General features: G+C 69.2%; 24 protein-coding genes. 17 read left to right on the top strand and 7 right to left on the bottom strand.

The window, feature by feature from the left end; translation table 11 throughout:
• Positions 1 to 124: 124 nt before the first annotated feature.
• Positions 125 to 856, top strand: a complete 732-nt coding sequence (locus BLW82_RS38180; RefSeq protein WP_177233200.1) for a sigma-70 family RNA polymerase sigma factor — start codon at positions 125 to 127, stop codon at positions 854 to 856.
• Complete coding sequence (locus tag BLW82_RS38175; RefSeq protein WP_093506370.1) at positions 853 to 1374, top strand: MarR family winged helix-turn-helix transcriptional regulator; 522 nt, start codon at positions 853 to 855, stop codon at positions 1372 to 1374. Before BLW82_RS38180 ends, BLW82_RS38175 begins: the two co-directional genes overlap by 4 nt.
• On the opposite strand, the gene BLW82_RS38170 is transcribed toward BLW82_RS38175, so the two are convergent.
• Positions 1364 to 2290 carry an alpha/beta fold hydrolase gene (locus BLW82_RS38170; protein ID WP_093506368.1) on the bottom strand — a complete coding sequence of 309 codons (927 nt, stop codon included), beginning with the start codon at positions 2288 to 2290 and terminating at the stop codon, positions 1364 to 1366. The two genes, BLW82_RS38175 and BLW82_RS38170, sit on opposite strands and share 11 nt — an antisense overlap.
• Before the next feature lie 161 nt (positions 2291 to 2451).
• Between BLW82_RS38170 and BLW82_RS38165 the strand changes: the two genes are divergently transcribed.
• From BLW82_RS38165 to BLW82_RS38155, 3 genes are all read left to right on the top strand, one after another.
• Positions 2452 to 2718: a WhiB family transcriptional regulator gene (locus tag BLW82_RS38165; RefSeq protein ID WP_093506366.1), complete on the top strand. Its 267-nt coding sequence runs from the start codon at positions 2452 to 2454 to the stop codon at positions 2716 to 2718.
• Positions 2719 to 2971: 253 nt separating this feature from the next.
• Positions 2972 to 4534, top strand: coding sequence for a cytochrome bc1 complex cytochrome b subunit (locus tag BLW82_RS38160; RefSeq protein WP_093508489.1), 1563 nt, complete (start codon positions 2972 to 2974; stop codon positions 4532 to 4534).
• 69 nt (positions 4535 to 4603) lie between these two features.
• A complete protein-coding gene (locus BLW82_RS38155) occupies positions 4604 to 5452 on the top strand; it encodes an alpha/beta fold hydrolase (RefSeq protein ID WP_093506364.1) in 849 nt (282 codons plus the stop codon).
• A 110-nt stretch (positions 5453 to 5562) separates the two neighbouring features.
• On the opposite strand, the gene BLW82_RS38150 is transcribed toward BLW82_RS38155, so the two are convergent.
• Together BLW82_RS38150 and BLW82_RS38145 are read right to left on the bottom strand one after the other, a co-directional pair.
• Positions 5563 to 6624 (bottom strand): ferritin-like domain-containing protein, encoded by a 1062-nt coding sequence (locus tag BLW82_RS38150; RefSeq protein ID WP_093506362.1) that lies wholly within the window; start codon positions 6622 to 6624, stop codon positions 5563 to 5565.
• 119 nt (positions 6625 to 6743) lie between these two features.
• Complete coding sequence (locus BLW82_RS38145) at positions 6744 to 7316, bottom strand: YceI family protein (RefSeq protein ID WP_093506360.1); 573 nt, start codon at positions 7314 to 7316, stop codon at positions 6744 to 6746.
• A 795-nt stretch (positions 7317 to 8111) separates the two neighbouring features.
• Between BLW82_RS38145 and BLW82_RS38140 the strand changes: the two genes are divergently transcribed.
• From BLW82_RS38140 to BLW82_RS38095, 10 genes are all read left to right on the top strand, one after another.
• On the top strand, positions 8112 to 8846 hold the full coding sequence (locus tag BLW82_RS38140; protein ID WP_093506358.1) for an alpha/beta fold hydrolase: 735 nt from the start codon (positions 8112 to 8114) through the stop codon (positions 8844 to 8846).
• Positions 8847 to 8901: 55 nt separating this feature from the next.
• Positions 8902 to 9591 carry an NAD(P)/FAD-dependent oxidoreductase gene (locus tag BLW82_RS38135; protein WP_256216093.1) on the top strand — a complete coding sequence of 230 codons (690 nt, stop codon included), beginning with the start codon at positions 8902 to 8904 and terminating at the stop codon, positions 9589 to 9591.
• Positions 9592 to 9917: 326 nt separating this feature from the next.
• Entirely contained in the window at positions 9918 to 10784 is an 867-nt protein-coding gene (locus BLW82_RS38130; protein ID WP_093506356.1) for a sigma factor, read from the top strand.
• Positions 10785 to 10793: 9 nt separating this feature from the next.
• Entirely contained in the window at positions 10794 to 11069 is a 276-nt protein-coding gene (locus tag BLW82_RS38125; RefSeq protein WP_177233199.1) for a hypothetical protein, read from the top strand.
• A gap of 204 nt (positions 11070 to 11273) precedes the next feature.
• Positions 11274 to 11822 carry a hypothetical protein gene (locus tag BLW82_RS38120; protein ID WP_093506354.1) on the top strand — a complete coding sequence of 183 codons (549 nt, stop codon included), beginning with the start codon at positions 11274 to 11276 and terminating at the stop codon, positions 11820 to 11822.
• Positions 11823 to 12305: 483 nt separating this feature from the next.
• The gene (locus BLW82_RS38115; protein WP_371131445.1) at positions 12306 to 14261 is read left to right on the top strand and encodes an N-acetylmuramoyl-L-alanine amidase; all 1956 of its coding nucleotides are present in this window, start codon (positions 12306 to 12308) and stop codon (positions 14259 to 14261) included.
• 121 nt (positions 14262 to 14382) lie between these two features.
• Entirely contained in the window at positions 14383 to 14736 is a 354-nt protein-coding gene (locus BLW82_RS38110) for an antibiotic biosynthesis monooxygenase family protein (protein ID WP_093506350.1), read from the top strand.
• 584 nt (positions 14737 to 15320) lie between these two features.
• Positions 15321 to 15809 (top strand): (2Fe-2S)-binding protein, encoded by a 489-nt coding sequence (locus BLW82_RS38105; protein WP_177233353.1) that lies wholly within the window; start codon positions 15321 to 15323, stop codon positions 15807 to 15809.
• Position 15810: 1 nt separating this feature from the next.
• On the top strand, positions 15811 to 16788 hold the full coding sequence (locus tag BLW82_RS38100; RefSeq protein WP_093506346.1) for an FAD binding domain-containing protein: 978 nt from the start codon (positions 15811 to 15813) through the stop codon (positions 16786 to 16788).
• The gene (locus BLW82_RS38095; RefSeq protein WP_093506343.1) at positions 16788 to 18980 is read left to right on the top strand and encodes a xanthine dehydrogenase family protein molybdopterin-binding subunit; all 2193 of its coding nucleotides are present in this window, start codon (positions 16788 to 16790) and stop codon (positions 18978 to 18980) included. The genes BLW82_RS38100 and BLW82_RS38095 overlap by 1 nt, the downstream gene beginning before the upstream one ends.
• Before the next feature lie 333 nt (positions 18981 to 19313).
• Here the strand turns inward: BLW82_RS38095 and BLW82_RS38085 are convergent, their stop codons facing one another.
• Both BLW82_RS38085 and BLW82_RS38080 read right to left on the bottom strand, forming a co-directional pair.
• A complete protein-coding gene (locus BLW82_RS38085) occupies positions 19314 to 20159 on the bottom strand; it encodes an MBL fold metallo-hydrolase (protein WP_093506339.1) in 846 nt (281 codons plus the stop codon).
• Between the two features lie 47 nt (positions 20160 to 20206).
• A complete protein-coding gene (locus tag BLW82_RS38080; RefSeq protein ID WP_093506337.1) occupies positions 20207 to 21085 on the bottom strand; it encodes an aldo/keto reductase in 879 nt (292 codons plus the stop codon).
• Between the two features lie 90 nt (positions 21086 to 21175).
• Here BLW82_RS38080 and BLW82_RS38075 point away from each other — a divergent pair, with 90 nt between their 5' ends.
• Positions 21176 to 21751, top strand: a complete 576-nt coding sequence (locus tag BLW82_RS38075) for a TetR/AcrR family transcriptional regulator (RefSeq protein ID WP_218162393.1) — start codon at positions 21176 to 21178, stop codon at positions 21749 to 21751.
• 158 nt (positions 21752 to 21909) lie between these two features.
• On the opposite strand, the gene BLW82_RS38070 is transcribed toward BLW82_RS38075, so the two are convergent.
• Both BLW82_RS38070 and BLW82_RS38065 read right to left on the bottom strand, forming a co-directional pair.
• Entirely contained in the window at positions 21910 to 22746 is an 837-nt protein-coding gene (locus BLW82_RS38070; protein ID WP_256216092.1) for a helix-turn-helix transcriptional regulator, read from the bottom strand.
• 213 nt (positions 22747 to 22959) lie between these two features.
• Positions 22960 to 23415 carry a MarR family winged helix-turn-helix transcriptional regulator gene (locus BLW82_RS38065; protein WP_093506333.1) on the bottom strand — a complete coding sequence of 152 codons (456 nt, stop codon included), beginning with the start codon at positions 23413 to 23415 and terminating at the stop codon, positions 22960 to 22962.
• Positions 23416 to 23538: 123 nt separating this feature from the next.
• On the opposite strand from BLW82_RS38065, the gene BLW82_RS38060 reads away from it, so the two are divergent.
• Positions 23539 to 24402: an NAD(P)H-binding protein gene (locus tag BLW82_RS38060; RefSeq protein ID WP_093506331.1), complete on the top strand. Its 864-nt coding sequence runs from the start codon at positions 23539 to 23541 to the stop codon at positions 24400 to 24402.
• Positions 24403 to 24639: the final 237 nt, after the last annotated feature.

The raw sequence follows: 24639 nt of genomic DNA, 5'->3' as shown, positions 1-24639 counted from the left end.
CGGCCACGGTACGACCACGGGGTGCCCCACGGTCAATCAGGGGCGCGGCAGTGCCCTTGTCGGCGCGAAGTTGGTGTCGGCGGCGAGGGAAGCCGCCGATCCCCAGCCAACAAAGGAGCCGATCGTGGAGACATCTGTGATCGCAACCCGGCAGAGTCCGCAGTCGGTGACGGTGACCATCACTGCCGCGCCCGTGGAACTCAACGACGCGGTCTTCGTGTTCGGCCGCGTCCGGCCAGGACTGCTCAGGATCGCCAACCGGATCCTCCGAGATCCCGGCGAAGCAGAGGACGTCATCCAGGAGGCGTGGCTGCGCTGGCAGGGCACGGACCGCACCGTCGTCGCCGACCCCGGTGCTCTGCTCCGCACGACGACCGTCCGGCTCGCCATCAACGTGCTGCAGTCGGCACGCAGACGCCGTGAGTCCAGTGCCACCCCCTGGCTGCCGGAGTCCACGGACACCGGGATGACGCCGGAGGTCCTCGCCGAACGCAAGGACTCGGTGGAGCATGCCGTCCTGCTGCTTCTGCAGACCCTGACCCCCAACCAGCGCGCGGCGTACGTGCTGCGCGAGGCGTTCGGCTATTCCTACGACCAGATCGGCGACCTGCTCGGCCTGTCCGTGGCGAACGCACGGCAGCAGGTCTCCCGCGCGCAGGACAGACTGAACAACCGGCGGCACCGGCAGCACGTGGACGCGGCCACCCATCGGCGGCTCGTTCAGGCGATCTTCACCGCCGCCCGCACAGGAGACCTCGACCGCCTGGAGCACGTGCTGACCGGCCAGGACGCGCCGTACTCCGGCGAGGGGACGGCCGCACGCGACGGCGCGCCTTCCTACCGGGCCACCGCGTGACCGGCACGTCGCACGGGGACGTGGTGTGCGAGGTGCGCGCCGACTGTGCCGACGATCGCACGCATTCCTGCGCGACCGACCGGTGGGACGCCCTCGACCGCCTCCACCGCCGGTTGCAGGGGACGGTGGAGCGGCGGCTGCGCAAGGAGACCGGGTTCGGGTTGAGTGAAGTACAGGCCCTGCGTTACGTGGGAGGAAGCTGTGCCGCGGACGCCGGCGCCGAACCCGTGCGGGTCGGGGATGTGGCCGACGGGCTCGGCCTGAGTCAGTCCGCCACGAGCAGGTTGATGGCACGCCTGCGCCGACAGGGCCTGATCATTTCGAGCGCCGTCGGCCACGACCGGCGCGGCGTGCAGGTGCTGCTCACCTCGGCCGGGCACGCCGCGCTGTGCCGTACCGCGTCCCGCTACGAACAGGTCGTCCGGGACGCGGTCCGCGATCTCGGCTCCCAGGAGGCCGATCCCCTCCTGTGGCGTTTCCTCGTCGGCGAGAGCGGCGCCCGCGCGGTCATCCGTTGAGGAAGTCGCGCACTGCCGCCGTGAACTTCTCGGGACGCTCGATGTGCCCGAGGTGGCCGGTCTCCTGCAGGATCACCAGCCGGGCGCTGGGAAGGAGCTGGTGCATCATGTGCGCCCAGTGCGGCCCGCAGATGAAGTCGTCCCCGCCGACCAGGACCAGGGTCGGGACGGTGAGCCGGGGTAGTTCCTCGCGGACGTCGAACGGGGGCTCCACCCCCCAAGCCGGTGCCGCGAACATCCGCAGGGACGCCCGCCCCGCGGCGAACTCCTCCTCGCGGCCCCAGTAGTCGTGGAAGTAGGCGGGCGAGATGGTGCGCAGCACCTTCGTCGCGCCCTCGTCGTCGGTCTGGTCGAGTCGCGTGGTGAGACCCGCGACGTAGGTGGCCACTTCCGGCCGCTCGTCGGCGTGCCGCTGGACGAAGGTCCGCATGTTGGTCACGGCGGCCGCCCAGAACTCCTCTCCCGTCACCGGTGAGGTGTCGTACAGGACGAGGGACGCCAGGTGCTCGGGGTGGTCGAGGGCGTAGCGCTGCGCGACGAAGCCGCCGTGGGAGTGGCCCAGGAGGGCCACCTTGGCGAGGCCCAGGTGCTCGATCACCGCGTGCAGGAAGTGGGTGTAGGTGGCGAGGGTGTAGTCGCGTGGGTCGGCCAGCCGGCCGGACTCGCCCGTGCCGACCGGCTCGAGGTAGACGACGGTCATGCTGCGCTCCAGCTCGAGCAGGCGCAGGTACTCCCAGCCGATGCCCGGCCCTCCGGAGTGGGCGACGCACACCGGGCCGGTTCCGGCGACGTGGTAGCGCTGGTCGACGGCGGCCGTGCCGTGCTGGACGACGAGGGTGTGGGTGCCCGGGGAGAGGGGGTCCCGGGGATCGACGGCTGGGCTGGGTAGGGGCCTCGGGCCCTGTGTGGCGTTCACAACTCACAGATGGTGCGACGGCCCGGAGCCCCGCTCAAGACATTGTGTCTGTTGTCACACTCTATTTCACACCGTTGCTCTCCGCCATGGAATGTCACAGGAACTCCCTTCGGACGGTCAGATACATGAGAGGCATCCTCGACGAGTAAGGAGACGCTGCCATGAGTTGGCGTGAGAGAGCGGCCTGCCAGGATGTCGACCCCGACCTGTTCTTCCCCATCGGCACCGCGGGTCTGACGCTGGTCCAGATCGACGAGGCGAAGGCCGTGTGCGCCCGGTGCCCCGTGCGGGAACGGTGTCTGCAGTGGGCGCTGGACGTCGGGCAGGTCGAGGGCGTCTGGGGCGGCACGACGGAGAGCGAGCGCCGCGCGACGCGACGACGGTCGGCACGTAAGGACGTCGAGCGGGCCGGTGCGAAGGCGTCCTGACGCGGACAACCTCGGCTTGATCCTCACTTGCGGTCATGTCACACCTTCACCACTTTCTCGGTCCCTTCTGGTGAGGGCAACGAACCCCGGTGCGGCAGCTCGTCGCCATGCACCGTTTCGTTGCGCAGACCCGGCCGCAAGGCGCTCCCGGTGATGTGTTGATGGTGGTAATGACGTGAGCGACGCAATCGAACCGGTCACTACGGCGGGCAGCCGCAGCGGTGACAAGATCGCCGACTGGGCGAGAACACGGATGGGCATCGGGCATACCCCCACGACCGGCGCACGCAGGGCCCGTCCGGAGCACTGGTCGTTCCTGCTGCGCGAGATCTGTCTCTACAGCTTCGTCGTCCTGGTCGTCACCGGCGTGTATCTGACGTTCTACTTCCATCCGTCGTCGAACGAGGTCGTCTACGAAGGCGGTTACGCTCCGCTGCGCGGCCAGTTGGTGTCCGAGGCGTTCGACTCGACGATGCACATCTCCTTCGACGTACGCGGCGGCCTGCTCATCCGTCAGGCCCACCACTGGGCGGCACTGATCTTTGTCGCCGCCCTGCTGGCCCACCTGATGCGTGAGTTCTTCACCGGCGCCTTCCGCAAGCCGCGCGAGCTGAACTGGATGGCCGGTTTCGGCCTGCTCGTCCTCGGCATGTTCGGTGGTCTGACCGGCTACGACCTCCCCGGCGACCTCTTGTCGGGGACCGGGCTCGCCGTGGTGAACGGGACACTTCTGTCGGTACCGGTCGTCGGCACCTACCTGTCGACGTTCCTGTTCGGCGGCGAGTTCCCCGGGCACGACCTGGTGCCCCGCTTCCACGTGATCCATGTCCTGGTCATTCCGGCGCTGATGCTGGCGCTCGTCGCCTTCAACGCCTTCCTCGGGCACCGGCACCGGCACACCCAGTACCCGGGACCCGGCCGCACGGAGCGAAACGTGGTCGGCCTGCCCATGCAGGTGTACGTGGTCAAGGCGGGTGGCTATTTCTGCATGGTCGCCGGGGTCGTCTTCACCCTCGCCGCGATCGCCCAGATCAACCCGGTCTGGGAGTTCGGCCCCTATCGCGCCGATCAGGTCTCCGCGGGATCCCAGCCCGACTGGTACATGGGCATCGCCGACGGGCTGCTGCGTGTCATGCCCGGGTGGGAGGTGAACTTCTGGGGCCACACTCTGGCCTTGGACAATCTGATCCCTCTCCTCGCCGGCTTCGGCCTGTTCCTCGTCATGGGCGCCTACCCGTTCATCGAGGCCTGGGTCACCGACGACGACCGCGAACACCACCTCCTGGAACGGCCACGCAACCGGCCCGTGCGCACCGCGTTCGGCGTGGCATGGCTCGGCGTCTACCTGGTGGCTCTGCTCGGAGCCGCGAACGACATCATCGCCGTGACCTTCCACATGTCGGTCGACACGATCACCTGGACAGTCCGCATCGCCCTGTTCGTCGTACCGGTCGTCCTCTTCCTCCTGACCAAGCGCATCGCCTTGGGTCTGCAACGCCGCGATCGCGACAAAGTCCTGCACGGCCGCGAGACAGGCGTCATCAAGCGCCTGCCACACGGCGAGTACGTCGAGGTGCACCAGCCCCTCGACCCCTACGAACTCCACGCCCTCACGGCACACGAGCAGTACCGGCCCCTCGACCCGGGACAACGCGACGCAGACGGCCACGCGAGCGGCAGGGCGCGACGGCTGCGCGCGCGGCTCAGCCGCGGCTTCTACGGCGAGGGGACACAGATCTTCAAGCCCACCGTCCAGGAGTACGACGAAATCACCGGCGAACATCACTCCACCGGCGAAATGGACCAAGAAACATAAAGTGTCACACCTGCGACACACACACGGTCCTTGAACGTGATAGCACACTGTTTCCCGAAAGGGCCTCCCATGAACCGCAGTTCCACCTACCAGCGGGCCCGCACCCCGCTGTTCCTGCTGGCCACCGCCTCCGTCGCCACTGCCCTCATCGCCACGGCGGTCGCTCCCGCCCACGCGGACAGAACCACATCCGTACCGGACGGCGAGAAGAAGCCCACGGTGGTGCTCGTGCATGGCGCGTTCGCCGATTCCACCAGCTGGAACGGCGTCATCAGGAGGCTGCGGCACGAGGGCTACCCCGTCGTCGCCGCGGCCAACCCGCTGCGCGGGCTCAGCGACGACGCCTCCTACCTGAAGGAGGTCCTGGCCGCCATCGACGGCCCGGTGGTTCTGGCCGGACACTCCTACGGCGGATCGGTGATCAGCGACGCCGCCCACAACGCCGGCAACGTCAAGGCCCTGGTGTTCGTCGCCGCCTTCCTCCCCGAAAAGGGAGAGAGCGCGGTGGAGTTGTCGGGCAAGTTCCCCGGCAGCACCCTCGGTGACGCTCTGCGCTCCGTGCCGGTCACCCTGCCGGACGGCTCCCGGGACGCGGACCTGACCATCGAACCGAGCAAGTTCCACCAGCAGTTCGCCGCTGACGTCCCCCGCAACACCACGGACCTCATGGCCGTCACGCAGCGCCCGATCACCCATGCCGCGCTGGCGGACGACGCCTCCGAGCCCGGCTGGAAGAACATCCCGTCCTGGGCCGTGGTCGCCACCCAGGACCGCAACATCCCGGCCCAGGCCCAGATCTTCATGGCACAGCGCGCACACGCCCACATCACGCGCGTACGAGCTTCACACGCCGTGAGTGTCTCCCACCCCGCGGACGTCGCCAGGGTGATCGAGGCAGCCGCTCGGACCGTGCGCTGACCCACCGGTGCCGGGGGTCAGGGGGCGTGCGGGCTCCGCCCCCCCCTGACCCCCGCACACATGGTGGCCCCCTGGACCGTTGGTCCAGGGGGCCACCATGTGTGCGGGGGTCAGCCGCGGTCTTCCGGAGCGACGTAGTCGAAGGTCGGGCCCGCGGTCAGGCCCTCGCCGTCGGGCATCGACATCAGGCTCTGTGCCTGCCCCTTGAGCGCGTACATCGTGCCCACCGACACCCCGAGCATCGCGGGATTGCCGTTGAACGCCTGCTCCAGGAGCTGCAGCAGCTTGCCGTACGCGATGTTGAACGTCTCCTGCGCCGTGCGGATCGCGCTGCCCTCCGGATGGTCCTCCAGCCGCGGGTTGGGCCGCATCGGGCGCACCCCGGCGGGGTCGACGGTGAGCGTCTCGCCGGTGGGCCCTGTCTCCGGTGTGTCCCCCGGCTGGTAGCGCCGGCCCTGTGCGAGCTCCTGGAAGCGGTAGTAGTGCGAGACCGCCTTGGTCTGCGGGTGGAACATGTCCATGTCCCCGTCCCACACGTCGACGCGCGCCGCACCCTCGCCCTGCTCCACGATCTCCTCCAGGGCGGAGAGCGCCGAGGCGAGGTCGGTGACTGGGCTCAGCCGCCCGCCGGTGTGCCCGAAGGGGCCGGCGGCCACCTGGCGGGCCGGATCACCGGCGAAGACCTGTTCCTCGCCGAGTTCGGCGCACAGGTGTCGCAGGCCCTTCTCGATCGCGTCGTAGAACTGGCCGATCGTCATGTAGGCGTCGCCCTCGGCCGGGTCGCCCGGGTGAGCGGGTTGTTCGAGGCGGAGGAACATGGTGAGCGCCTCCTGACCGAACGGCAGCAGGGACAGCTGCATGGACGGGTCGGCGTGCGGCATGGGCCGCGGATGCGGCGACAGTATCCGCGGGGTGTCGACGCGAGGTTGCCCGCCGACCGCGTTCAGGAGGTTCGCCACCAGCGCGAGGTGGATCATCTCCTCGACGAACACGCTGCTGACCACTTCGACGGCGTGGGCGTTCCGGTCGGGGTCGAGGGAGTAGAGAGCTGTGAGGTAGGGCGGCAGCGTGGCGTGTTCCAGCTCGATGGCCCACTGCAGGTGCTCTCGCAGGCCCTCCACCGTCGTGATCGAGCGGAACCGGGTCTGGCTTGTGGGGTCTTGATGATTCATCGGGAGTCTCACCTGGGTTTCGTGCGTACGGTTCGGCCGCGGTTGCGGACCGACCTGTGGTCACCGGCATCTGTGCCGGCGGGACCGCGCGGCGCGGTCGGTGTTGTGGCGTGGGTGGGTCAGGCGGCATACGACCGGGAGAGGCGGACGGCGGAGATGTCGAAGTCGAGCCTGACCTTGTCGCTGATGAGGACGCCGCCGCTTTCGTCGGGCGTGTTCCCGCCCAGCCCCCAGTCGGAGCGGCGCACCAGAGCGGTGCCGGAGAAGCCGACACGATGGTCTCCGCTCTCGTCCTGCGTGGCCCTGTCGAAGGCGAGGTGGATGTGGAGAGGGAGTTCGACGTCCTTGATCCTGAGGTGGCCCATCAGACGGAACTGGCCGTCTCCGCGGTCGGCGAGGCTGGCGGAGCGGAAGACCATCAGCGGATAGGTGGCGGCGTCGAGGAAGTCCGGACCCGCGAGATGGATGTCCCGGTCAGGACTGCTGGTGTCGATACTGCCGGTCTGGACGCTCAAGTAGGCCTCGGAGCGGCTGAGTTGGTACCCGTCCAGCTTGACCAGCCCCTCGAACGCGCCGAAGCGCCCACGCACGTTCGCGATCATGGCGTGCCGGACGGAGAAGCCGATGGTGCTGTGTGCCGGGTCGACGGTGTAGACACCTGTCAGCGCTGGGTACGGGACGACGGTCGACATATGTGGGTCCTTGCGGTCGCTGGTCACGACGATCAGTCGTTGCGAGCCGTCGCCGTGTGCCTGCCGATGGTGGAGCGGACCGCAGCCGAGGAGTCCCGGGCAAGGTCCGCAGAAGGAGAGACAGGTGAGGGCCCGCGCGTGTGACACCGGGCCCGCCGCCGGGAAGGCGTTCTGTGCGTCACAGCGTGCCGAGGGGAAACGAGCCGCCGGGACGGAGCGCTTCGGTGACGGCGGGGTGGACCCGTCGGCGCGAGGAACGATCGAGGCACGGGGGGTTGCGGCAGACCGCGACACCCGCGACACCGGGCAGGCCGGTCTCCGGGAGGTGCAGGGGTGGACGGTGATCCGCTCGCGCACGTCGGCGGGCAAGGACGCGAGCCGGGTCATCAGGGCGGCGCGCATGGACCGCGCGGGCTCGACGGCGTGCACGCTGACGCCGGACCCGGTGAGACCCCGCGGGGTGACACGGCCGATGCCCGTGCGATGTCCAGCGCACCGACCCGCGCGTTGCCCACCGATTCTCCGTACAGTCGCCGCACGTGCGCGGCATCGGCCTCCCTTTGCAGCACGTCGTAGAACTCGGCACGGACGGCGCAGGCCTCTCCGGAGGGCGCACTCGTCGGATGCGCGGGCGAACGGGACGAAGGCGAGCACACCCCCCACGTGACAGGTCCGGCGCCGGCCTGCGATGGAGTGCGTGACACTGTGTGCCACTATGTTGGGTGCAAACGACGCAGCACATGATGCGCGTCGTCTCGGCCCGCCGCGGCCCCTATCACGAGGGATGTACCGACCATGCCCGCCATCCTCATCCACGGCGTTCCCGACACCCACCGCGTGTGGAACGGCGTACGCCTTCACCTGACCCGCTCCGACGTCGAGGCCTGGGACCTGCCCGGATTCGGCACCCCCCGCCCCACCGGCTTCGGCTCCAGCAAGGAGGAGTACGTCGACTGGCTCGTCGAACGCCTCGAGCGCGTCGGCGAGCCCGTGGACCTGGTCGGTCACGACTGGGGCTGCATCCTCACCGCCCGCGTCGCCTCCCTCCGCCCCGACCTGGTGCGCACCTGGGCCGGTGGCAACGGACCCATCAGCTCCCGCTACGTCTGGCACCCGCTGGCCGAAACCTGGCAGGACCTCGTCGCCGGCGAGCGGTTCATGGCCGAACTGGACCCTGAGTCCTTCGCGAAGGACCTGGTGAACGGCTTCGACGCGCCCGCCGAACCGGTGGAGGAGATGGTCCGGCACGTCGACGGCACGATGAAGGACAGCATCCTGCGGCTGTACCGGTCGGCCGTGACCATGGGGACGGAGTGGGAACCGGCCCTGTCGAACGTCACCGCACCCGCGCTGGTGTTCTGGGGCGAGCGCGACCCGGCCTGCCAGATCGAGTTCGGCGACGAACTCGGCGCCGCCCTGCGCGCCACCCGCGTCCTCCATCTCGACTGCAACCACTGGACGGTGCTGGAGCGGCCCGCGGAGGTGGCCGCCGCCCTCGAAGCGCACTGGGCGCAGGGCACCGGACGCTAGCCCGCGCCGGCAAGCGACGAGAGGCGCGGATCTGCGGACCGACTCGGCCACAGTCGTGGAACACGGACGTCGTCCGCGCCCTCGGCGCAGTGCGGAGCGCCCCTGCATCCGACCGCCGCTGTCCAAGGGGTACCTGCTGGGCAAGGAGGACCGCGAGTCCATATTCGTGCATCCCGAGAACTGGTACCGCGAGCACGACGTCGACCTGATGACCGGAACGCGTGTGACGGCCGTCGACGCACACACCCGCCAGGTCGAGCTCACCGGCGGACGCCGGATGTCCTACACCAAACTGCTCCTGGCGACCGGATCGTCTCCCCGCCGGCTGACGGTGCCCGGGGCGGACGTGGACAAGCGCTGTACCAGCGCCGCGTGGGAGACAGCGAGCGGCTCAAGGCCGCCTTCACCCCCCGGGGCCCGGATCGTGGTCGTCGGCGGCGGCTGGATCGGCTTGGAGACCGCCGCGGCGGCCCGGACGGCCGGGGCACTGGTGACCATCCTGGAGCACTCCGAGCTGCCGTTGCTGAACGTACTCGGCCGGGAGGCGGCCGAGGTCTTCGCCGACCTGCACCGGGATCAAGGGGTGGTCCTGCGGCCCCACGCCGCCGTCGAGCGCATCACCGGTGACGGCACCCGCGCCGACGGCGTCCAGCTCGCCGACGGAACCCGACTGCCTGCCGACGCCGTGGTGGTGGGCATCGGCATCACCCCCAACGTCCGGCTCGCCGAGGCCGCGGGGCTGTAGGTGCGCGTGGAACGCCATCGGTTCCGTCCGCGCCCTGGTCGAGTCCGGTGCCTCCGTGGCGGACGCGGGCCTGTCCGATCCCGACGTACCCCTCGACTGCCCTGACGACCACTGCGAAGGTGACCGCGGCTCGCCGGAGCACGGGGAGGTGCCGCTGCGTACGACCGGGAACCGTGTCACATGGTCTGTCCCTGTCCGGTCAGCAGTGCATCCGTACGACCCGCCGGACGAAAGCGGACTGCCCTTTCCCGGGAGCCGCGGCGGACATCGGCCGGAATCAGGGGTGGCACCGCCTTGTCGGGTGCTGTGCGAAGGGGCGGTGCCAGATGGACCGGGAACAGGACGACGAGACGGTGCCGATCGTGGAACTGCTCGACGAGCGACGGCGGCTGCTCAACGTGGCCTACTGGATGCTGGGCCGGAGCCGGGACGCCGACGACGTCGTGGCGGAGGCCTACCGGCGCTGGTACGGCCTGTCCGACGACCACAGGACCCAGATCGCCGAACCCCGGTCCTGGCTGGTGGAGACCGTCGGCGGCATCTGTCTGGAGCGCTTGGCGCCGACCGGGCGGTCGCACCCGGGCCCGGTCGGCGCGGCGCCCTCTCATGACCTGGACGAAGAGGTGAGCCAGGCCCTTCTCGATGCGCTGGACACGCTGGCACCGGCCGAGCGGGCCGCATTCGTCCTCAACGACGTGTTCGGGATGGCTCCGGGAACGGTCGCCGCCATTGTCGGACAGACGGAACAGGAATGCGGCGAACTCGCCGCCCGGGGCCGGCACAGCCTTCGGACCAGGTGGGCACATCCCACTAGACCGCAGCAGCACGACCGTGTGGCGCGAGCGGTCCGCCGGGCCTGCGTGGCGGAGAGACCCGAGCGCCTGAGGTCCCTCCTGGCACCGGACGCCACCGTGTTCTTCGACGGAGGCGGCAAGGTCAGAACCCTGACCCGGCCCGTCCACGGCGCACGGCGCGTCACCCGCAGCCTGCTGACCCTCCTGGCCGGGCGCCCCGGCACCACACTGCACTGCCAGTCCGTCAACGGCCGCACCGGGATAGTGGTGCGCTACGGCGACGAGGTCGCCGCGGTCATCAGTCTCGACGTCGCGGGTGACCACGTCGTGCAGATCTGGGCGGTCCTCAACCCTGACAAGCTCCGCCACTGGAACCGGGCCGCCACACAGGAGAAATGAGGACACCGCATGGGCCAGGACCTCGATCCGCGTGCCGTCGGCGTCTTTCTGACCGCGGAAGCGGCCCTTCTCGAGGCGCGGATCCGCATCCTTCAAGAAGCGATCGACGACGTCAGCACCCGCATCGAACGATCGGCGGAGCGACTGCGCCGCCTTCGCGAGCAGCCCCGAGGGGAATCCGGCCGAACGCCCGAGGAACCGCCGACCACGGCCGATCCCACCCTCCCCGGCCCGGAGTCCCGTCACGAACGGCCCGAGCGGTCCGCACCCTGTCCACACCGCTGAGGTGCCGCTCACCAAAGGCTGAAGACAGTGGCAGGCACCTCATTCGACGATGGCCTCCCACCACCATCTTTTACATCTTCCGGGTTCGGAACTCGTACGCTGTGACATACAATGCACCCACATACATCCCCGGGTCCGAGCCGAGCGGCACCGCGGCTGACTTCAGCGAGGCGCGGCACGGAGGGTTGAGGATGAGAGGAAGACATGGTCTCGGCAACTCGCGCAGCGCATGAGATTGAGGTCACTGCGGAGAGCCTCCAGGAGGACCTCGCCCGCCTGGAGATTCAGAAGCGGGCACTGGAGAGGGAACTGGCTGCCGTGGCCGCCCACCTCGACTCCGTCCAGCGCGCCCTGAGCGCCCTGACGGTCCTGATGGCCGAGCCGTCCGGCCACCGCTCCGCCGAGCAACCCGAACAGGCGAAGGCCGACACTCCGGCCGTCGCGCTCGCCCGCACGACGCGGAAGCAGTCCGCACCGCGACAGGAGGCGCCCCCGCAGAAGGAGAAGCCGACGCCCTCCTCGCGTGCGGAGGCCGACGAACAGCGCGGCTACGGCGCACTCACTGAACAGATCCTGGAGTACTTCGCCGGCGTCGGTGACGCGGAGGTCCGCGCGCGCGACGTGGCCGCGGCGCTCGGCCGAGACACCGACTCCGGGAGCATCAATGCGGTGCGCAGCACGCTCGACCGACTGGTCGGCACCTCCCGCGTGCGCCGGGCCGGCCGCGGTCTCTACCGCGCCCAGAAGTCCTGAGCAAAGCTCCTTCGGTTCCGAGCACTCAAAGTCATGCAGTTGCCTCGGGTGCCTGCTCGCGGGGGTTCGCGCAGGTGCCCGAGGTACGCACCCGCTGACGGACGGTCCGCGGGTGGGCGAGCGATCCCACACCGGCCCCTAAGTAGTGGCACACGCTGTCGAGTTGCTGTGAAAAGTGTATAGCACTCCACACTGTCTTTGAATCCAACGTCCCGTTACCGGCCCTCGCTCGGACGCCTGGGGCCACGCCTGGTCCCTCACCTTCGCGGCGGCCTCTCCCTCGCCGGAACTCTTCGACAACTTGTGCTCCCGAAAAGGCCGTTAAGCCCTTCCTGCACAGCTCAGTCACAACACACGTGTGACAGAAGCAGTTACTCTTTCCGTGGCCACTGCAGCAAACATGGTCCTATAGTCATCCCGCATCGAGTTGTCGCCCGGGCCTTCCCCCACGAGCGGCCATGCCGCCGGCGCACCTTGATGCCCATGTTTCTTCCTCTGAGGAGCATCACCTTGCACAGAAGAAAGAAGGCCCTTGGCGTGCCCCTCGGCATCGCCGTGAGCGCGTTGGTCGCGGGCTCCCTGCTCACCCTGCCCGGCCACGCACTCGCCGACGGCCCGAGCGCGACCGCGGACTCTCGCCAACAGGCGCTGCTGGCCGCTGCCGAGGAGTTCGACATCCCGTCGAGCGTGCTGCTCGCCCTCTCCCACCAGGAGTCGGCATGGGAGGGCCACGGCGCCTTGCCGAGCACCGACGGCGGTTACGGACCCATGAACCTCACGGACGTCACCCCCACCATATTGGCGGGCGGTGCCGCGGGAGCGGCGGGCCGCACCGACCTCGACTCCCTCTCCGCGGACCCCGCCCTGCACACCCTGCGCCAGGCGGCCGAGCTGACCGGGCTGCCCGTCAAGTCCCTGCGCGAGGACGACACCGCGAACATCCGCGGGGGTGCCGCCCTGCTCGCCTCGTACGAGAAGGAGTTGGTCGGAGCGACCCCCGCGGACCCCTCCCAGTGGTACGGAGCCGTGGCCCGGTACAGCCAGGCCAAGCAGAAGCAGGCGGCTGCCTCCTTCGCCGACCGCGTCTTTCGCACCATCCGCAGCGGCGCCTCGGCGACGACCCAGGACGGCCAGCGCGTACGTCTGGCCGCCGGACCTACCGTCAGTCCCGCCCGGGAGCAGATCAACTCGTTGCGTCTGACGTCCTCTTCGACGGAAGCCGCCACCGAATGCCCACCGACCGTCGCCTGCACGTTCGTCGCCGGATCACCGGTCGGCCGTCAGGTCGCCGACCGACCGACCAACGGCATCCGCATCGACACGATCGTCATCCATGACCTGGAGTCCACTTACGACGCCGGCGTGGCGGGCTTGGCGAACCCCACGAACCCGAGCGCGACCCACTACGTGATGTCCTCGACCGGCGCGGTCACTCAGATGGTGCCCACCAAGGACATCGCCTTCCACGCGGGGAACTACTCGACCAACCTGCACTCGATCGGCATCGAGCACGAGGGGTACGCCGCGCACGGCGCCGCCTGGTACTCGGAGGCGCAGTACCAGTCCACGGCGGACCTGGTGAAGTACCTGGCCGATCGGTTTGACATCCCGCTGGACCGGCAGCACGTCATCGGCCATGACAACGTTGCCGGGCCCAACTCCGCCCTGGTCTCCGGTATGCACTGGGACCCTGGTTACGCCTGGGACTGGAACCACTTCATGAGCCTGCTCGACGCCCCCGTCAGCGGCGTATCCGAGGTGCCGCAGACGGGCTCCGTCGTGTCGATCAAGCCGTCGTTCGCGGACAACGTGCAAACCCTGCAGATCTGTCCCTCCGACGACCCGACCGGCCAGACGACCAGCTGCACCGAGCAGCAGCACCCGGCCAACTTCGTCTACCTGCACACCGCCCCGAGCGAGACGGCCCCGCTCTTCGGCGACCAGGCGATCCACGGCACCGCGCCCGGCACCGGCCGGGTGAACGACTGGGGCAGCACGGCTCAGGCCGGGCAGCAGTTCGTCGTCGCGGATGTCCAGGACGACTGGACCGCGATCTGGTTCAGCGGTGCGAAGGTGTGGTTCCACAACCCCGGCGGCGTCAACACCCGTACCAGCTACGGAGTGAAAATCATCAAGCCCGCGGGCACCGCTCCCGTGTCCCTCTACGGCTCCAGCTACCCCGACAAGGCCGAGTACCCGGCCGGCCTGGGCGCCTCCACGCAGGCACCGCTGAACATGTACGGCATCCCGACCGGACAGGCATACGTGGCCACGCGGGAAGCGGCCGCCACCGACGACTACTTCCCCTCCAGCGGCGCGGTGGTCATCGGAGGCAGGAAGATGTACACCATCCAGTACAACCACCGGGTCGCCCTGGTCTACGCGAACGACGTCACCGCGACCACAGCCGTCCACCACTGGGAGAATGACGGCAACTGATCCTGCCCTTGCGGCAGTTGACCGACCCGAAAGTGGCCCTCACGCGAAGTGCCGTCGGGCAACCTCGCATGAGGGCCATCTCCCCGGTCACAGACGCAAGGCGTCGTCGGTCAATAGGGGCATGAGCCATTCCCTCGCATCGAAGACCAGCACCGACGGGCCTGTCACCGTCATCAAGAGCTACGTCGTGCCGACGGGCGAAGCCGACCGCTTCACCGTCGTGTACCAGGAGAACGCCCGGATCATGGCGGCCCAGCCCGGCTTTCTCCGCTCCCGCCTGCACCGGCCCCTCGCTGAAGGCCCGGAGACCCGCTTCGTCCACATCGCGGAGTGGACGTCGGGGACCGCGCTCGACAAGGCCACCGACAATCCCGAGTGGCATGCCTCGCTGCAGCGCATGTTCGACGACCCCGACCTGCACATCACCTCAGAACCGGCGAGCTACCGCGTAGTCGTGGAACTCCACCCCTCCTGACAGCGCGTCACTCGGCATCCTGACCTCGAGGGGTGCTTTCGTCATCTGCAGCTTGCCGACGTGCTGGGCGTCGGCCCACCACGCAGCAGGCGTCTTCTTGCCGACCGGGGCCGCCTCCCGCAGGGGGAGCCGCGGCAGACCCCGTCCTCGCGGCCGGTTCGCGCGGCGTCCGGCTTTCGCCCACCCCGCGGCCGCGAGGACGGCCCCCGACAGGGCTCGCGCGCCGAGGCAGCGCGCGAGCCCTCACAGAAGGGCGTTGCCGGTCGAGCTCGGCCGTCCCTTGCCCTGTCCCGGCCAGCGGAGTGCCGCCGAACCGCTCACGCACAATCCGCCCTCCCGCCCGCCGATGAACTGCGCGGCCCGGATGCCGAGCCCGGTGTTTGTGTGCTGACCTGCTTCCGGTCGACGTCTCGCTCTCGAACGGGCAGCGGGGACGACTCCCTCCCCAACGAGGTCGCTTTCACCACTCGACATCACAATTGCGCGTTAAGTCTGATATGCGCGCGTACTATGCGCATACTTCTCATTCCTCGCGAGAAATAGCCGCCTTCCCAAGATCTGCCGCCCCCCTCAGGAGCGATGTGATGCCGGACGAGAGACTCATCCCCGAGACCACAGTGACCTTGCAGGTCAACGGAACGACGACACAGGTGGTGTGCGATGTGCGCACATCTCTTCTTGATCTTCTCCGCGAGCGGCTTCGGCTGACCGGAACGAAGAAGGGCTGCAATCGGGGAGAGTGCGGCGCCTGCACGGTCCACCTCGACGGGCGTCGGGTCAACGCGTGCATGGTGCTGGCCGCGAGCGCCGACGGCTCCGAGGTGACGACGATCGAAGGACTCGCGCGGGACGGTGAACTGCACCCCGTCCAGAAGGCTTTCATCGAGGCTGATGCCTTCCAGTGCGGGTTCTGCACTCCCGGCCAGATCATGTCGGCCGTCTGCTGCATCCGGGAGGGCCACACCGGATCGAACGAGGAGATCCGTGAATGGATGAGCGGGAACATCTGCCGCTGTTCCGCCTACCCGCAGATCGCTGCCGCCGTCGAGGCAGCGGCCGGAAAGGAGCGGTGACATGCGACCGTTCACCTACCTACGGGCCGAATCGCTGCCCGACGCCCTGGACAGTGCGCGCACGGAGGACGCCATGTTCCTCGCCGGCGGCACCGAACTGCTCAACTGGGCGCGGATCGGCATCGAGTCGCCGCGCCACCTGATCGATATCGGCCGGCTGCCACGGCTGCACGAGATCACGTCTTCCGGCGACGGGCTGCGCATCGGAGCGCTGGCCCGGCTCAACGACGTGGCCCAGGACCCTCGTGTCGAGGCGTCGTACCCCGTGCTCGCCCAGGCCATTCTCCAGGCCGCCTCCGCGCAGTTGCGCAATCTGGCCACCATCGGTGGCAACCCGGTGCAACGTACCCGGTGCCCCTACTTCCGGTCGAACGGTCCGGTGGCCTGCAACAAGCGTGTCCCCGGCTCCGGTTGCGCGGCCTTGCACGGGGCCAACGAGCGGCTGGCCGTCTTCGGCTGGACCGAGGACTGCGTGGCTGTTCAGCCGTCGGACCCCGCTGTCGCGCTCGCCTGCTTGGACGCCGACATCATCACCGAGCACGTGGACGGCGGCCGCAGGATTGCGGCGGCCGAGTTCCACACCCTGCCCGCCGATGACCCGGCCGCCCACAACGTCCTGCGTTCCGGAGAGCTGATCACCGGCATCGAACTGGGGGCGCCCGCGCCCAGGTCGGCCTACGTCAAGGTACGGGAACGCCAGAGCTACGAGTTCGCTCTCGTCTCCGCCGCCGCAGCGGTCGAGGTCCGGGACGGTCTGATCTCCCGTGCGCGCCTGGCTCTCGGTTCTGTGGCGCTGCGTCCCTGGCGCCTGTACGACGCGGAACAGGCACTGGTGGGCCTGCACCCCGGCACCCCCGAGGTGGTGGACGCCGTCACCTCGGGCTTCGCGGCCGGCAGGCCGCTGTCTTCGAACGCGTACAAGATCCCGCTCGCCCGCAACACCGCGCTGCGTGCCCTCGAACTGGCCCTGGAGGCGTGATGACCCGCATGCGTGGCGTGACGAGGCAGGACGGCTCCGACAAGGTCACCGGAGCGGCGCTGTACGCGGCCGACTACAACGCGGACGATCAGCTGTACGCGGTCCTGGTCGGCGCGACGATCACCGCGGGCCGGGTCAGCGGGTACGACGTCGCCGAGGCGAGGCGGGATCCGGGCGTTGTCCACGTGCTCACGGAACTGCCGGCCGTCGACCAGGCGTTCGTCACACTTCCGAGCCCTCCGCTCGCGACCCGCTTCCTTCCCATGCAGGGGAACGTCGTGCACTACTGGGGCCAGCCAGTGGCCATGGTTCTGGCCGAATCCCTGGAAGTCGCCGAGGGCGCCGCGTCTCGTGTTCGGGTGCACTACGAGCGTGAGCCGTTCATCAACCCGGACACGGCCGTGGCCGTACCGCCGTCGCCGGAGAGCGGTTACGGGATGCTCGACGCACTGGAGTTCCGCAAGGGCGACGCGGCCGGTGCGCTCGCCGAGGCCCGCGTGCGCGTCCGGGGCACTTATACCCAGCCGTCCCGGCACGGCAACCCGATGGAGCCGAGCGCGATCGTCGCCGAGTGGCACGACGGTCGGCTGACCGTCCACGACTCGGTTCAGCACGTTTATGCGGTGCGGGACACCCTCGCCGCGGCCCTCGGTATGACGGCAGACAAGGTGCGGGTGGTCTCTCCCCACACCGGCGGCGGCTTCGGAACCAAGGCGTTCGTCTGGCCGCACGAGATCCTCGCCGCCATGGCCGCCAAGGCCGTCGGCCGCCCGGTGAAGCTGGTGCTCACCCGCCAGGACATGTACAGCATCGTCGGCTACCAGCCGCTGCTGGAGCACCGAGTATCCCTGGGGGCCGACGAACGCGGCGAGCTGCGGGCGATCGTCCACGAGGCCGACAACATCACGGCCGTCACCGACGACTACGTGGAATTCGGCACCGGGCCCTCCAAAGCGCTCTACGCTTCCCCGAATATCTCCACGAGTCAGCGGGTGCGGCGCGGCCACGTCAACCTGTCGTCGTTCATGCGCTCGCCCATCGACGGCCCCGGCACGTGGGCACTCGGTTCCGCCATGGACGAGCTGGCCCGCACCCTGTCCATGGACCCGCTGGCCCTGCGCCTGGTCAACTACGCGGAGACCCACCCCGCCGACGGCACGCCCTGGTCGTCGAAGAAGCTCCGGGAGGCGTACGAGGAGGGTGCCCGGCGCTTCGGCTGGTGGGAGCGGCCCGAAGGCGGCACCCGGGACGGGCACTGGCTCATCGGCTGCGGCATGGCCGACTGCACACAGGGACAGTTCCGCTTCACCTCGCAGGCCCGGGTCCGGCTGCGGGCCGACGGCACGGCGCAAGTCGAGGCCGGCTACACCGACATCGGAGCGGGCTCCACGACGATCTTTCCGCAGATCGCCGCCGAGACGCTCGGTATCGACATCCGCTCCGTCAAGGGCGTGTCGGGCGACACGGACCTGCCGTATGCCGGTCCCACCTACGGATCAGGCACGACACTCGCCATGGGGACCGCGGTGCACCTGGCCGCCAACGCCGTCCTGCGCCGGCTCGCCGGGCTGCTCTCCTGGCCGGCCGAAGAGGTGCGGGCCGACTCCGGCGCCCTCGCCTGGGGCGACCAGCGCCGGTCGTACGCCGACATCCTGCGTGCGGCGCACCTCGACGAAGTGGTCGGCGACGGCGAGATGGCCCTTCCGGGCGGCGCCTTCGCCGATGCGGGAGCACCGGGCGTCGCGTCCCGCACCTTCGGTGCCATGTTCGTCGAGGTGGGCGTCGACCCGGACCTCGGCCTGCTGCGGCTGCGCCGTGCGACAGGGGTCTACAGCGTCGGCGCGGTGGTCAACGAACGCACCGCCCGATCCCAGATGATCGGCGGACTGGTGTGGGGCTGGGGCATGGCCGCCATGGAGGCCAGCCACTACGATCCGCAGCTGGGCCACTGGCTGTCTCAGGACCTCGCCGGAGTGGCACTGCCGGTGAACGCCGACATCCCACCTCACATCGACATGTCCTTCGTCGACGAGTTCGACCCGTATGCCGGGCCGCTGGGCGCCAAGGGGATCGGTGAGCTGTCCGCCACCGGCATCGCCGCGGCCGTGGCCAACGCGGTGTTCGACGCTACGGGACGGCGGGTTCGGGACCTGCCGATCACCCCCGAGAAGCTTCTGGACCCCCGTATGTGAGCTCCACGCCCCGCCCGGACGAGAGCAAGCCCCCTGAGGAGAGGATGCCGGTCACCGCAGCCGAGGTGCGGCACGACGCGAACGAGGTCGTCCTGGTACGGCAGTCGGACTTCGTGGGCTGGTACGCATGGTCATGCCGTGAGTGCGAGGCGTCTGCGGTGGCAGCGCCGGCGGGCTCGGGCCTGATGGCAGCGTCGCCATTCTGACCAGGTCAGATGGAAAGCGACGCTCTGGGTCAGGGGTATTCGCTGCGTGACAGCCAGGCAAAGGAGGCGCTGGATCTCGGGGACGGTCCGCCTGGCCGCCCGGCTGGTCCGTGCCGGTCCGTGCGGCCTATCCCTTGACGGACTTGGCGGAGTTCCACAGGACGCCGCGGTTGAGCCGGTCGGGGTAGAGCGCAACCATCGCGTCGTAGAGGTCTTGGTACCCGGTGGCCTTTTCGGCGGCGGTGTCGAAGTCCTGGATGTAGCGGCGGGTGCGGGCGATGTCCTCGGGGTCGTCCGGGTCGCCGTCGCGTTTGTGTCCGGACACGACGGCGGTGGGTGCGAGCTTTTCGATGGTGTCGAGTACGTTGAGCCAGTCGCCGCGTCCGGTGCCCTCGGACTCGGCGAGGTAGAGGTGGACGTCGCCGTAGACCGCGTCGCCGGCGACGACCAGGCCGATGGAGGGGACGTGGAGGGCCGCGGAGCCGTCGGTGTCGGCGTGGCCCAGTTCGATCGCGTGGAGCTGCTCGCCTTCGAGTTCGATCAGTGCGTCGTCACCCAGCGGTTCGGCGATCAGACGGGTTTCGGAGATCTGGCCGGGGAAGCGGGGGTTCCAGAATCCGTCGAACCAACGCGGACCGTACTGGGCCTGCATGAACTCCACCACGCCCGGAGTCGAGACGAGCTTGGCGTGCGGGAAGCGTTCGAGGATCGCCGGGGCGCCGAAGAAGTGGTCGCCGTGCGCGTGGGTGACGAAGACGGTGGTGACGTTCTTGCCGGTGTTCGCCACCCAGTCGGCCAGGGCGCGGGATTCGTCGATGGTCATCAGCGGGTCGACGAGCACCGCGTCGCGCTCGCCGTGGATCAGGGTGGCGGCGGTGGGCGACCACATCCGGCGCGCCTCGCCCGGGGGCAGGTCGTCGGAGACCGCCGGCTTGGACGGGGTGACATACACGGAGTATTCGAGGTCGGTCATTCCTGCTCCTCAGGTTCGCGGACCCGGTTGGTTCGAGAGGGGGGTTCTCACCTTTCGGGGGTCAGGGCGGTCAGTTCGGCGACCTCGTCGGCGGACAGGGCGACCTGTGCGGCGGCGAGGTTCTCGCGCAGGTGCTCGATGCTGGTGGTGCCGGGGATCGGAAGGCTCCCCGGGCTACGGTGCAGATGCCAGGCCAGGGCGAGCTGTCGCGCGGTGACGCCGTGGCGGGTCGCGATCGTCTCGACCACCGCCATCACCTCGGGGGTGTCAGGGCCTTCGGTCAGGGTGACCGGGTGCCAGGGCGAGAAGGCGATACCGTCGCGCGCGGCTGCTTGCAGCAGGTCAGCGCCGGTGCGTACGGCGAGGTTGTAGTGCGCGGTGACGGCGGCGATGGGTGTGATGCCTTGGGCGGTGCGCAGTTGCTCGAGCGTGACGTTGGAAAGTCCGATGTGCCGGATCAGACCTTCGTCGCGCAGCGCGGCGAGGGTTTCCACTTGCTGCTCGAACGGTGTGTCGACGGCCCGGCCACTGTGCAGGTAGTACAGGTCGAGCCGGTCCAGTCCGAGTCGTCGGGCGGAGAGGTACGCGGCCTGACGCAGGTAGTTCGGGTTGCCCACGGCGCCGAGGGTGGAGTAGTCGAACCCGCCGCGCACGAACCCGCCCTTGGTGGCGATGACCAGGTTCTCGGGGTAGGGATGCAGGGCCTCGCGGATGAGCAGTTCGTTGGTGTGCGGGCCGTAGACGTCGGCGGTGTCGATGAAGGTGACCCCCGCCTCGACGGCTGTGCGCAACAGCGCGATGGCGCCGGCCCGGTCGGGGTAGTCGCCCCAGACCTGTTTTCCGGTCAGCTGCATGGCGCCGTAGCCGATGCGACCGACGGTCAGTTCGCCGCCGAGGGTGAGGGTGGATGCGGGAGGAGTGGACATTCCAGCGCCTGCCTTCGTCCTGCTAATCTGATAGAGACACTCTCACTTTAGCGGAATGCATCTATCACTTCCAGTGTCGAGGGGACCCTCATGGCTCTGGCCGACATGATCGCGGCTCGCCGCCCACAACGGATCGACGCGCGCCGCAACTTCGACGCGGTCCTGGCCGCGGCCGAGGCGGCATTCACCGAACTGGGCGCGGAGGTGTCCATGGAGGAGATCGCCAAGCGTGCCGGAGTCGGCGTCGCCACGCTCTACCGCAACTTCCCGACGCGTGCCGATCTGATGGAGTGCGTCTACATGGTCTCCGTGGACGAACTGGTCCGCTACGGCCACGGCATCGACCCCACCGACCCGCACGCCGCCCTCGTCGACTGGCTACGGCACCTCGTAACCCATCTGGCGACCAAGCACGTGCTCACCGCCGTCCTGACCCGCGAGTCGCGGGCCTACCAGCCCAGCCGCGAGGCCATCTACGCCGTCGCCGACCCCTTGTTCGCCCGCGCCCAGCAGGCCGGCGAGGTGCGTGCCGACGTCGACGCCGACGACGTCATGCGCCTGATCTTCGCCGCCACCGCCGGCACCTACCGCGACGACGCCCAACGCGAGCGAGCCGTCCAGATCATCCTCGACGGCATCCGGCCGACACGGACGACACCCGCATGAACCCCTGCCGAATCCGGCAGGATCGCGCGGAGCGTGACATTTCGAGTGATCCACCATGCGCGGTTCCTTCGCTGCGGGAGCCCGTCGGTGCCCAGTTTCCGGCCGCCGCCGGTTTCGCGGAAGGCCGCAGCTTCCTAGGTGCGCCGCACCCAGGAAGATCAGTGCGCCGACAGCCTTGCCAGCGCGCCGGCGCTCGGGCTGCCCGGTTCCGCGGTGCCGACGAGCAACTGCTGTCCAGGGGCCGCCCGCACATCGAATGTCTGGTAGGTCAGCTCGATCCGGCCGGCCTGCGGATGATGGAAGATCTTGTACGCCCGGCTCAGGCCGCGCGCCGTCTGCTCCTCCCACAGCGCCCGGAACTCGGCGGACCGCGGCAGCAGGTCATCGACCAGCGACTTGATCTCGGGCGCATCGGGGTAGGCGACGGCGTTCAGCCGCACCGCGTGCACCGCGCGGGCGGTCACCGCCTCCCACTCGCCGAAGATCGTCTTGGCCTGCGGGTGTTCGAACATCATCCGCAGCATGTTCGTCATGCCGAACGGTGCGAGCAGCGCCTGCGCGGTCCGGTTGGTCGCCAGGATCTCGTAGGCCGGGTTGAGGACGTAAGCGGCTGCCGCCGGGAAGTTCTCCAGTAGGTGCAGGAGCGCCGGATGCACCTGGTCCCGCGCGGCCCCGAGGCGCGGCGGCACAGGCGTCAGGCCGGCCAGCCGGAACAGATGCGCCCGAGCATCCGCGTCCAGCCCGAGTGCGTGCGCGATACCGTTGACCACCTGGGCCGAGGGGTTACGCTCCCGACCCTGCTCCAGACGGGTGTAGTAGTCCGCGCTCACGACGGCCAGCACGGCGACCTCTTCACGCCGCAGGCCGGCGACCCGCCGGTCGCCGCCGGCCGGCAGCCCGACCGACGCCGGTTCCACCCGGGCCCGATGGGCGCGCAGGAAGGAAGCCAGCTCACTACCGGATGCGGCCACATCCACAAGATAACGCCCCGCCAAGGCGCACACTCACTTGTCCGCGATGCGCGCTGATCGGCTCCGGAAAGTCCTTCGAGGGTGGACGTGAGCCAGATTGTGCGCGGGTTCCCGCGATAGCGAGGTAGCGGCTGATAGGGCACTCCAAGGCATCCTCAGGGGATCGAGGAAGTCGTCGGTGGCCAGGGAAGCCGTCTTCGTACCTGCCGGATCTGGTCAGACAGGGAGCGGGGAGTGTCAGGTGATGGCCGAGTCGCCAGAATCGACGGGCTCGCTCAACAGCTTGCTCGCCGCCTTGTGGACCTTTGCCAGGGCGTTCAAGAGGGCTTCGCGTTCGGTCTCGGTGAGATCCGCGGTCACCTTCTCCTCGATCAACCGCCGTTCCGCTTCGACCGGTTTCTGCAGGGCACTCCCCGCGTCGGTGAGCCAGAGCCGGACGAGGCGGTTGTCCCGGTCGTCACGGCGACGGGTCAGCAGCCCGGCCGTAGTCATCCGGTCAGCCATCTTGACGACGGTGGGCGTCGTGACGTTCAGCGCGGCGGCGACCTCGCCCGGTGTGCTGCCGTCCCGCTCCCACAGCACCGCGAGCAGGTAGTTCTGTCCGACGTGCAGCCCGTGGCGTCGCATGGCCGCGTCGGCCAGGGACCGGAGCACCTTCGACGTTCTGCCGTGCAGGTCCAGGAACTCTGACATCGCGGCCTTTCGGTGATGTGCGAAGCGGATGCCCGAGCCGCACGCAAGTCGATTGACGGCTAATCATTCACCGGCTAACGTTCCCTCGCATCGCTAGACGGCAAACGACTTTGGGGAACCACGATGATACTGGTCACTGGAGCCACCGGGCACATCGGCCGCGAACTCACCCGCGAACTCGACGCGAAGGGCGCGAAGTTACGCCTCTTGGTCCGCGACCCCGCCCGCGCAGCACAACTGCCCGAGCGTGCCGAGCGCGCCGTCGGCGACCTGGGGGAACCCACGACATTGGCTCCCGCCTTCGCCGGCGTCGACACACTCTTCCTGCTCACGCAGGGCATCGGCACCGAGTACACCGCCGCCGCCATCGCCGCCGCCGAGGCCGCCGAGGTGCACCACGTCGTGCACCTGTCCTCCTTCCACGTCACCTTCGACCCGATACCCGCCATGGGGCGCTGGCACCACGAACGCGAGAAGCTCATCCGCAGCTCCGGCATACCCGCCACCTTCCTGCGGCCCGGCGGCTTCATGACCAACGCCCTCGACTGGCTGCCCACCATCCGCGAGGGAAACTACGTCCTCGACCCGGTCGGCCCGGGCCGCTATGCGCCGATCGACCCCGCGGACATCGCCGCGGTCGCCGCCCTCGCCCTGACCGAGGCCGGCCACCAGGACAAGCAGTACGTCCTCACCGGCGACGAGACGTTCACCGTCACCGAGCAGGTCCGGATCATCTCCGAGACGATCGGCCGCGACATCGAGGTCCGCGAAACGGCCACACCGGCCGAGGCAGTACGGTTCCGCTTCCCCGACGGCGCACCCCAGGCACTCGCCGACGCCATCACGGAGGGCTTCACCCTCATGCGCGCCGACACCGTCGGGTTCCGGACGGACACCGTGGAGCGGCTGCTCGGACGCAGGCCGCGGACTTTCGCCGACTGGTGCGCGCGTAACGCCGAAGCATTCCGGCGGCCTGAAACGGCCTGAGCCTTCGGACGCCCACCCCCTCTTCTGCTTCTGCTGACCGGTCCGCCCGCTGTGCCAGCCTGCGTCGCCCGCCCGATGAGCCTGACCGCCTCCGAACGCGCACGGTCGAAGAAGGCCGCCTACGGTCACAAGACTGAGCACCGGCTGCGGGTGCGCGCCCAGGTGGTCCTGCACGCGGCTCGCGGGTGTTCCGACGCGCGCGTCGCCCGCGAGAGCAGCCTGCACCTGGACACAGTC

It is taken from the genome of Streptomyces sp. Ag109_O5-10, assembly GCF_900105755.1.
Lineage (GTDB): Bacteria > Actinomycetota > Actinomycetes > Streptomycetales > Streptomycetaceae > Streptomyces.
Note: the sequence above shows the minus strand (reverse complement) of the source record. Positions and strands in the feature narration are given on the sequence as shown.

Excerpts from the sequence above, each read along its gene's own strand:
- BLW82_RS38165 (WP_093506366.1), top strand. The coding sequence starts at position 2,452 with ATGAGTTGGCGTGAGAGAGCGGCCTGCCAGGATGTCGACCCCGACCTG.
- BLW82_RS38160 (WP_093508489.1), top strand. The coding sequence starts at position 2,972 with ATGGGCATCGGGCATACCCCCACGACCGGCGCACGCAGGGCCCGTCCG.
- BLW82_RS38155 (WP_093506364.1), top strand. The coding sequence starts at position 4,604 with ATGAACCGCAGTTCCACCTACCAGCGGGCCCGCACCCCGCTGTTCCTG.
- BLW82_RS38150 (WP_093506362.1), bottom strand. The coding sequence starts at position 6,624 with ATGAATCATCAAGACCCCACAAGCCAGACCCGGTTCCGCTCGATCACG.
- BLW82_RS38145 (WP_093506360.1), bottom strand. The coding sequence starts at position 7,316 with ATGTCGACCGTCGTCCCGTACCCAGCGCTGACAGGTGTCTACACCGTC.
- BLW82_RS38140 (WP_093506358.1), top strand. The coding sequence starts at position 8,112 with ATGCCCGCCATCCTCATCCACGGCGTTCCCGACACCCACCGCGTGTGG.
- BLW82_RS38130 (WP_093506356.1), top strand. The coding sequence starts at position 9,918 with ATGGACCGGGAACAGGACGACGAGACGGTGCCGATCGTGGAACTGCTC.
- BLW82_RS38125 (WP_177233199.1), top strand. The coding sequence starts at position 10,794 with ATGGGCCAGGACCTCGATCCGCGTGCCGTCGGCGTCTTTCTGACCGCG.
- BLW82_RS38120 (WP_093506354.1), top strand. The coding sequence starts at position 11,274 with ATGGTCTCGGCAACTCGCGCAGCGCATGAGATTGAGGTCACTGCGGAG.
- BLW82_RS38115 (WP_371131445.1), top strand. The coding sequence starts at position 12,306 with ATGTTTCTTCCTCTGAGGAGCATCACCTTGCACAGAAGAAAGAAGGCC.
- BLW82_RS38110 (WP_093506350.1), top strand. The coding sequence starts at position 14,383 with ATGAGCCATTCCCTCGCATCGAAGACCAGCACCGACGGGCCTGTCACC.
- BLW82_RS38105 (WP_177233353.1), top strand. The coding sequence starts at position 15,321 with ATGCCGGACGAGAGACTCATCCCCGAGACCACAGTGACCTTGCAGGTC.
- BLW82_RS38100 (WP_093506346.1), top strand. The coding sequence starts at position 15,811 with ATGCGACCGTTCACCTACCTACGGGCCGAATCGCTGCCCGACGCCCTG.
- BLW82_RS38095 (WP_093506343.1), top strand. The coding sequence starts at position 16,788 with ATGACCCGCATGCGTGGCGTGACGAGGCAGGACGGCTCCGACAAGGTC.
- BLW82_RS38085 (WP_093506339.1), bottom strand. The coding sequence starts at position 20,159 with ATGACCGACCTCGAATACTCCGTGTATGTCACCCCGTCCAAGCCGGCG.
- BLW82_RS38080 (WP_093506337.1), bottom strand. The coding sequence starts at position 21,085 with ATGTCCACTCCTCCCGCATCCACCCTCACCCTCGGCGGCGAACTGACC.
- BLW82_RS38075 (WP_218162393.1), top strand. The coding sequence starts at position 21,176 with ATGGCTCTGGCCGACATGATCGCGGCTCGCCGCCCACAACGGATCGAC.
- BLW82_RS38065 (WP_093506333.1), bottom strand. The coding sequence starts at position 23,415 with ATGTCAGAGTTCCTGGACCTGCACGGCAGAACGTCGAAGGTGCTCCGG.
- BLW82_RS38060 (WP_093506331.1), top strand. The coding sequence starts at position 23,539 with ATGATACTGGTCACTGGAGCCACCGGGCACATCGGCCGCGAACTCACC.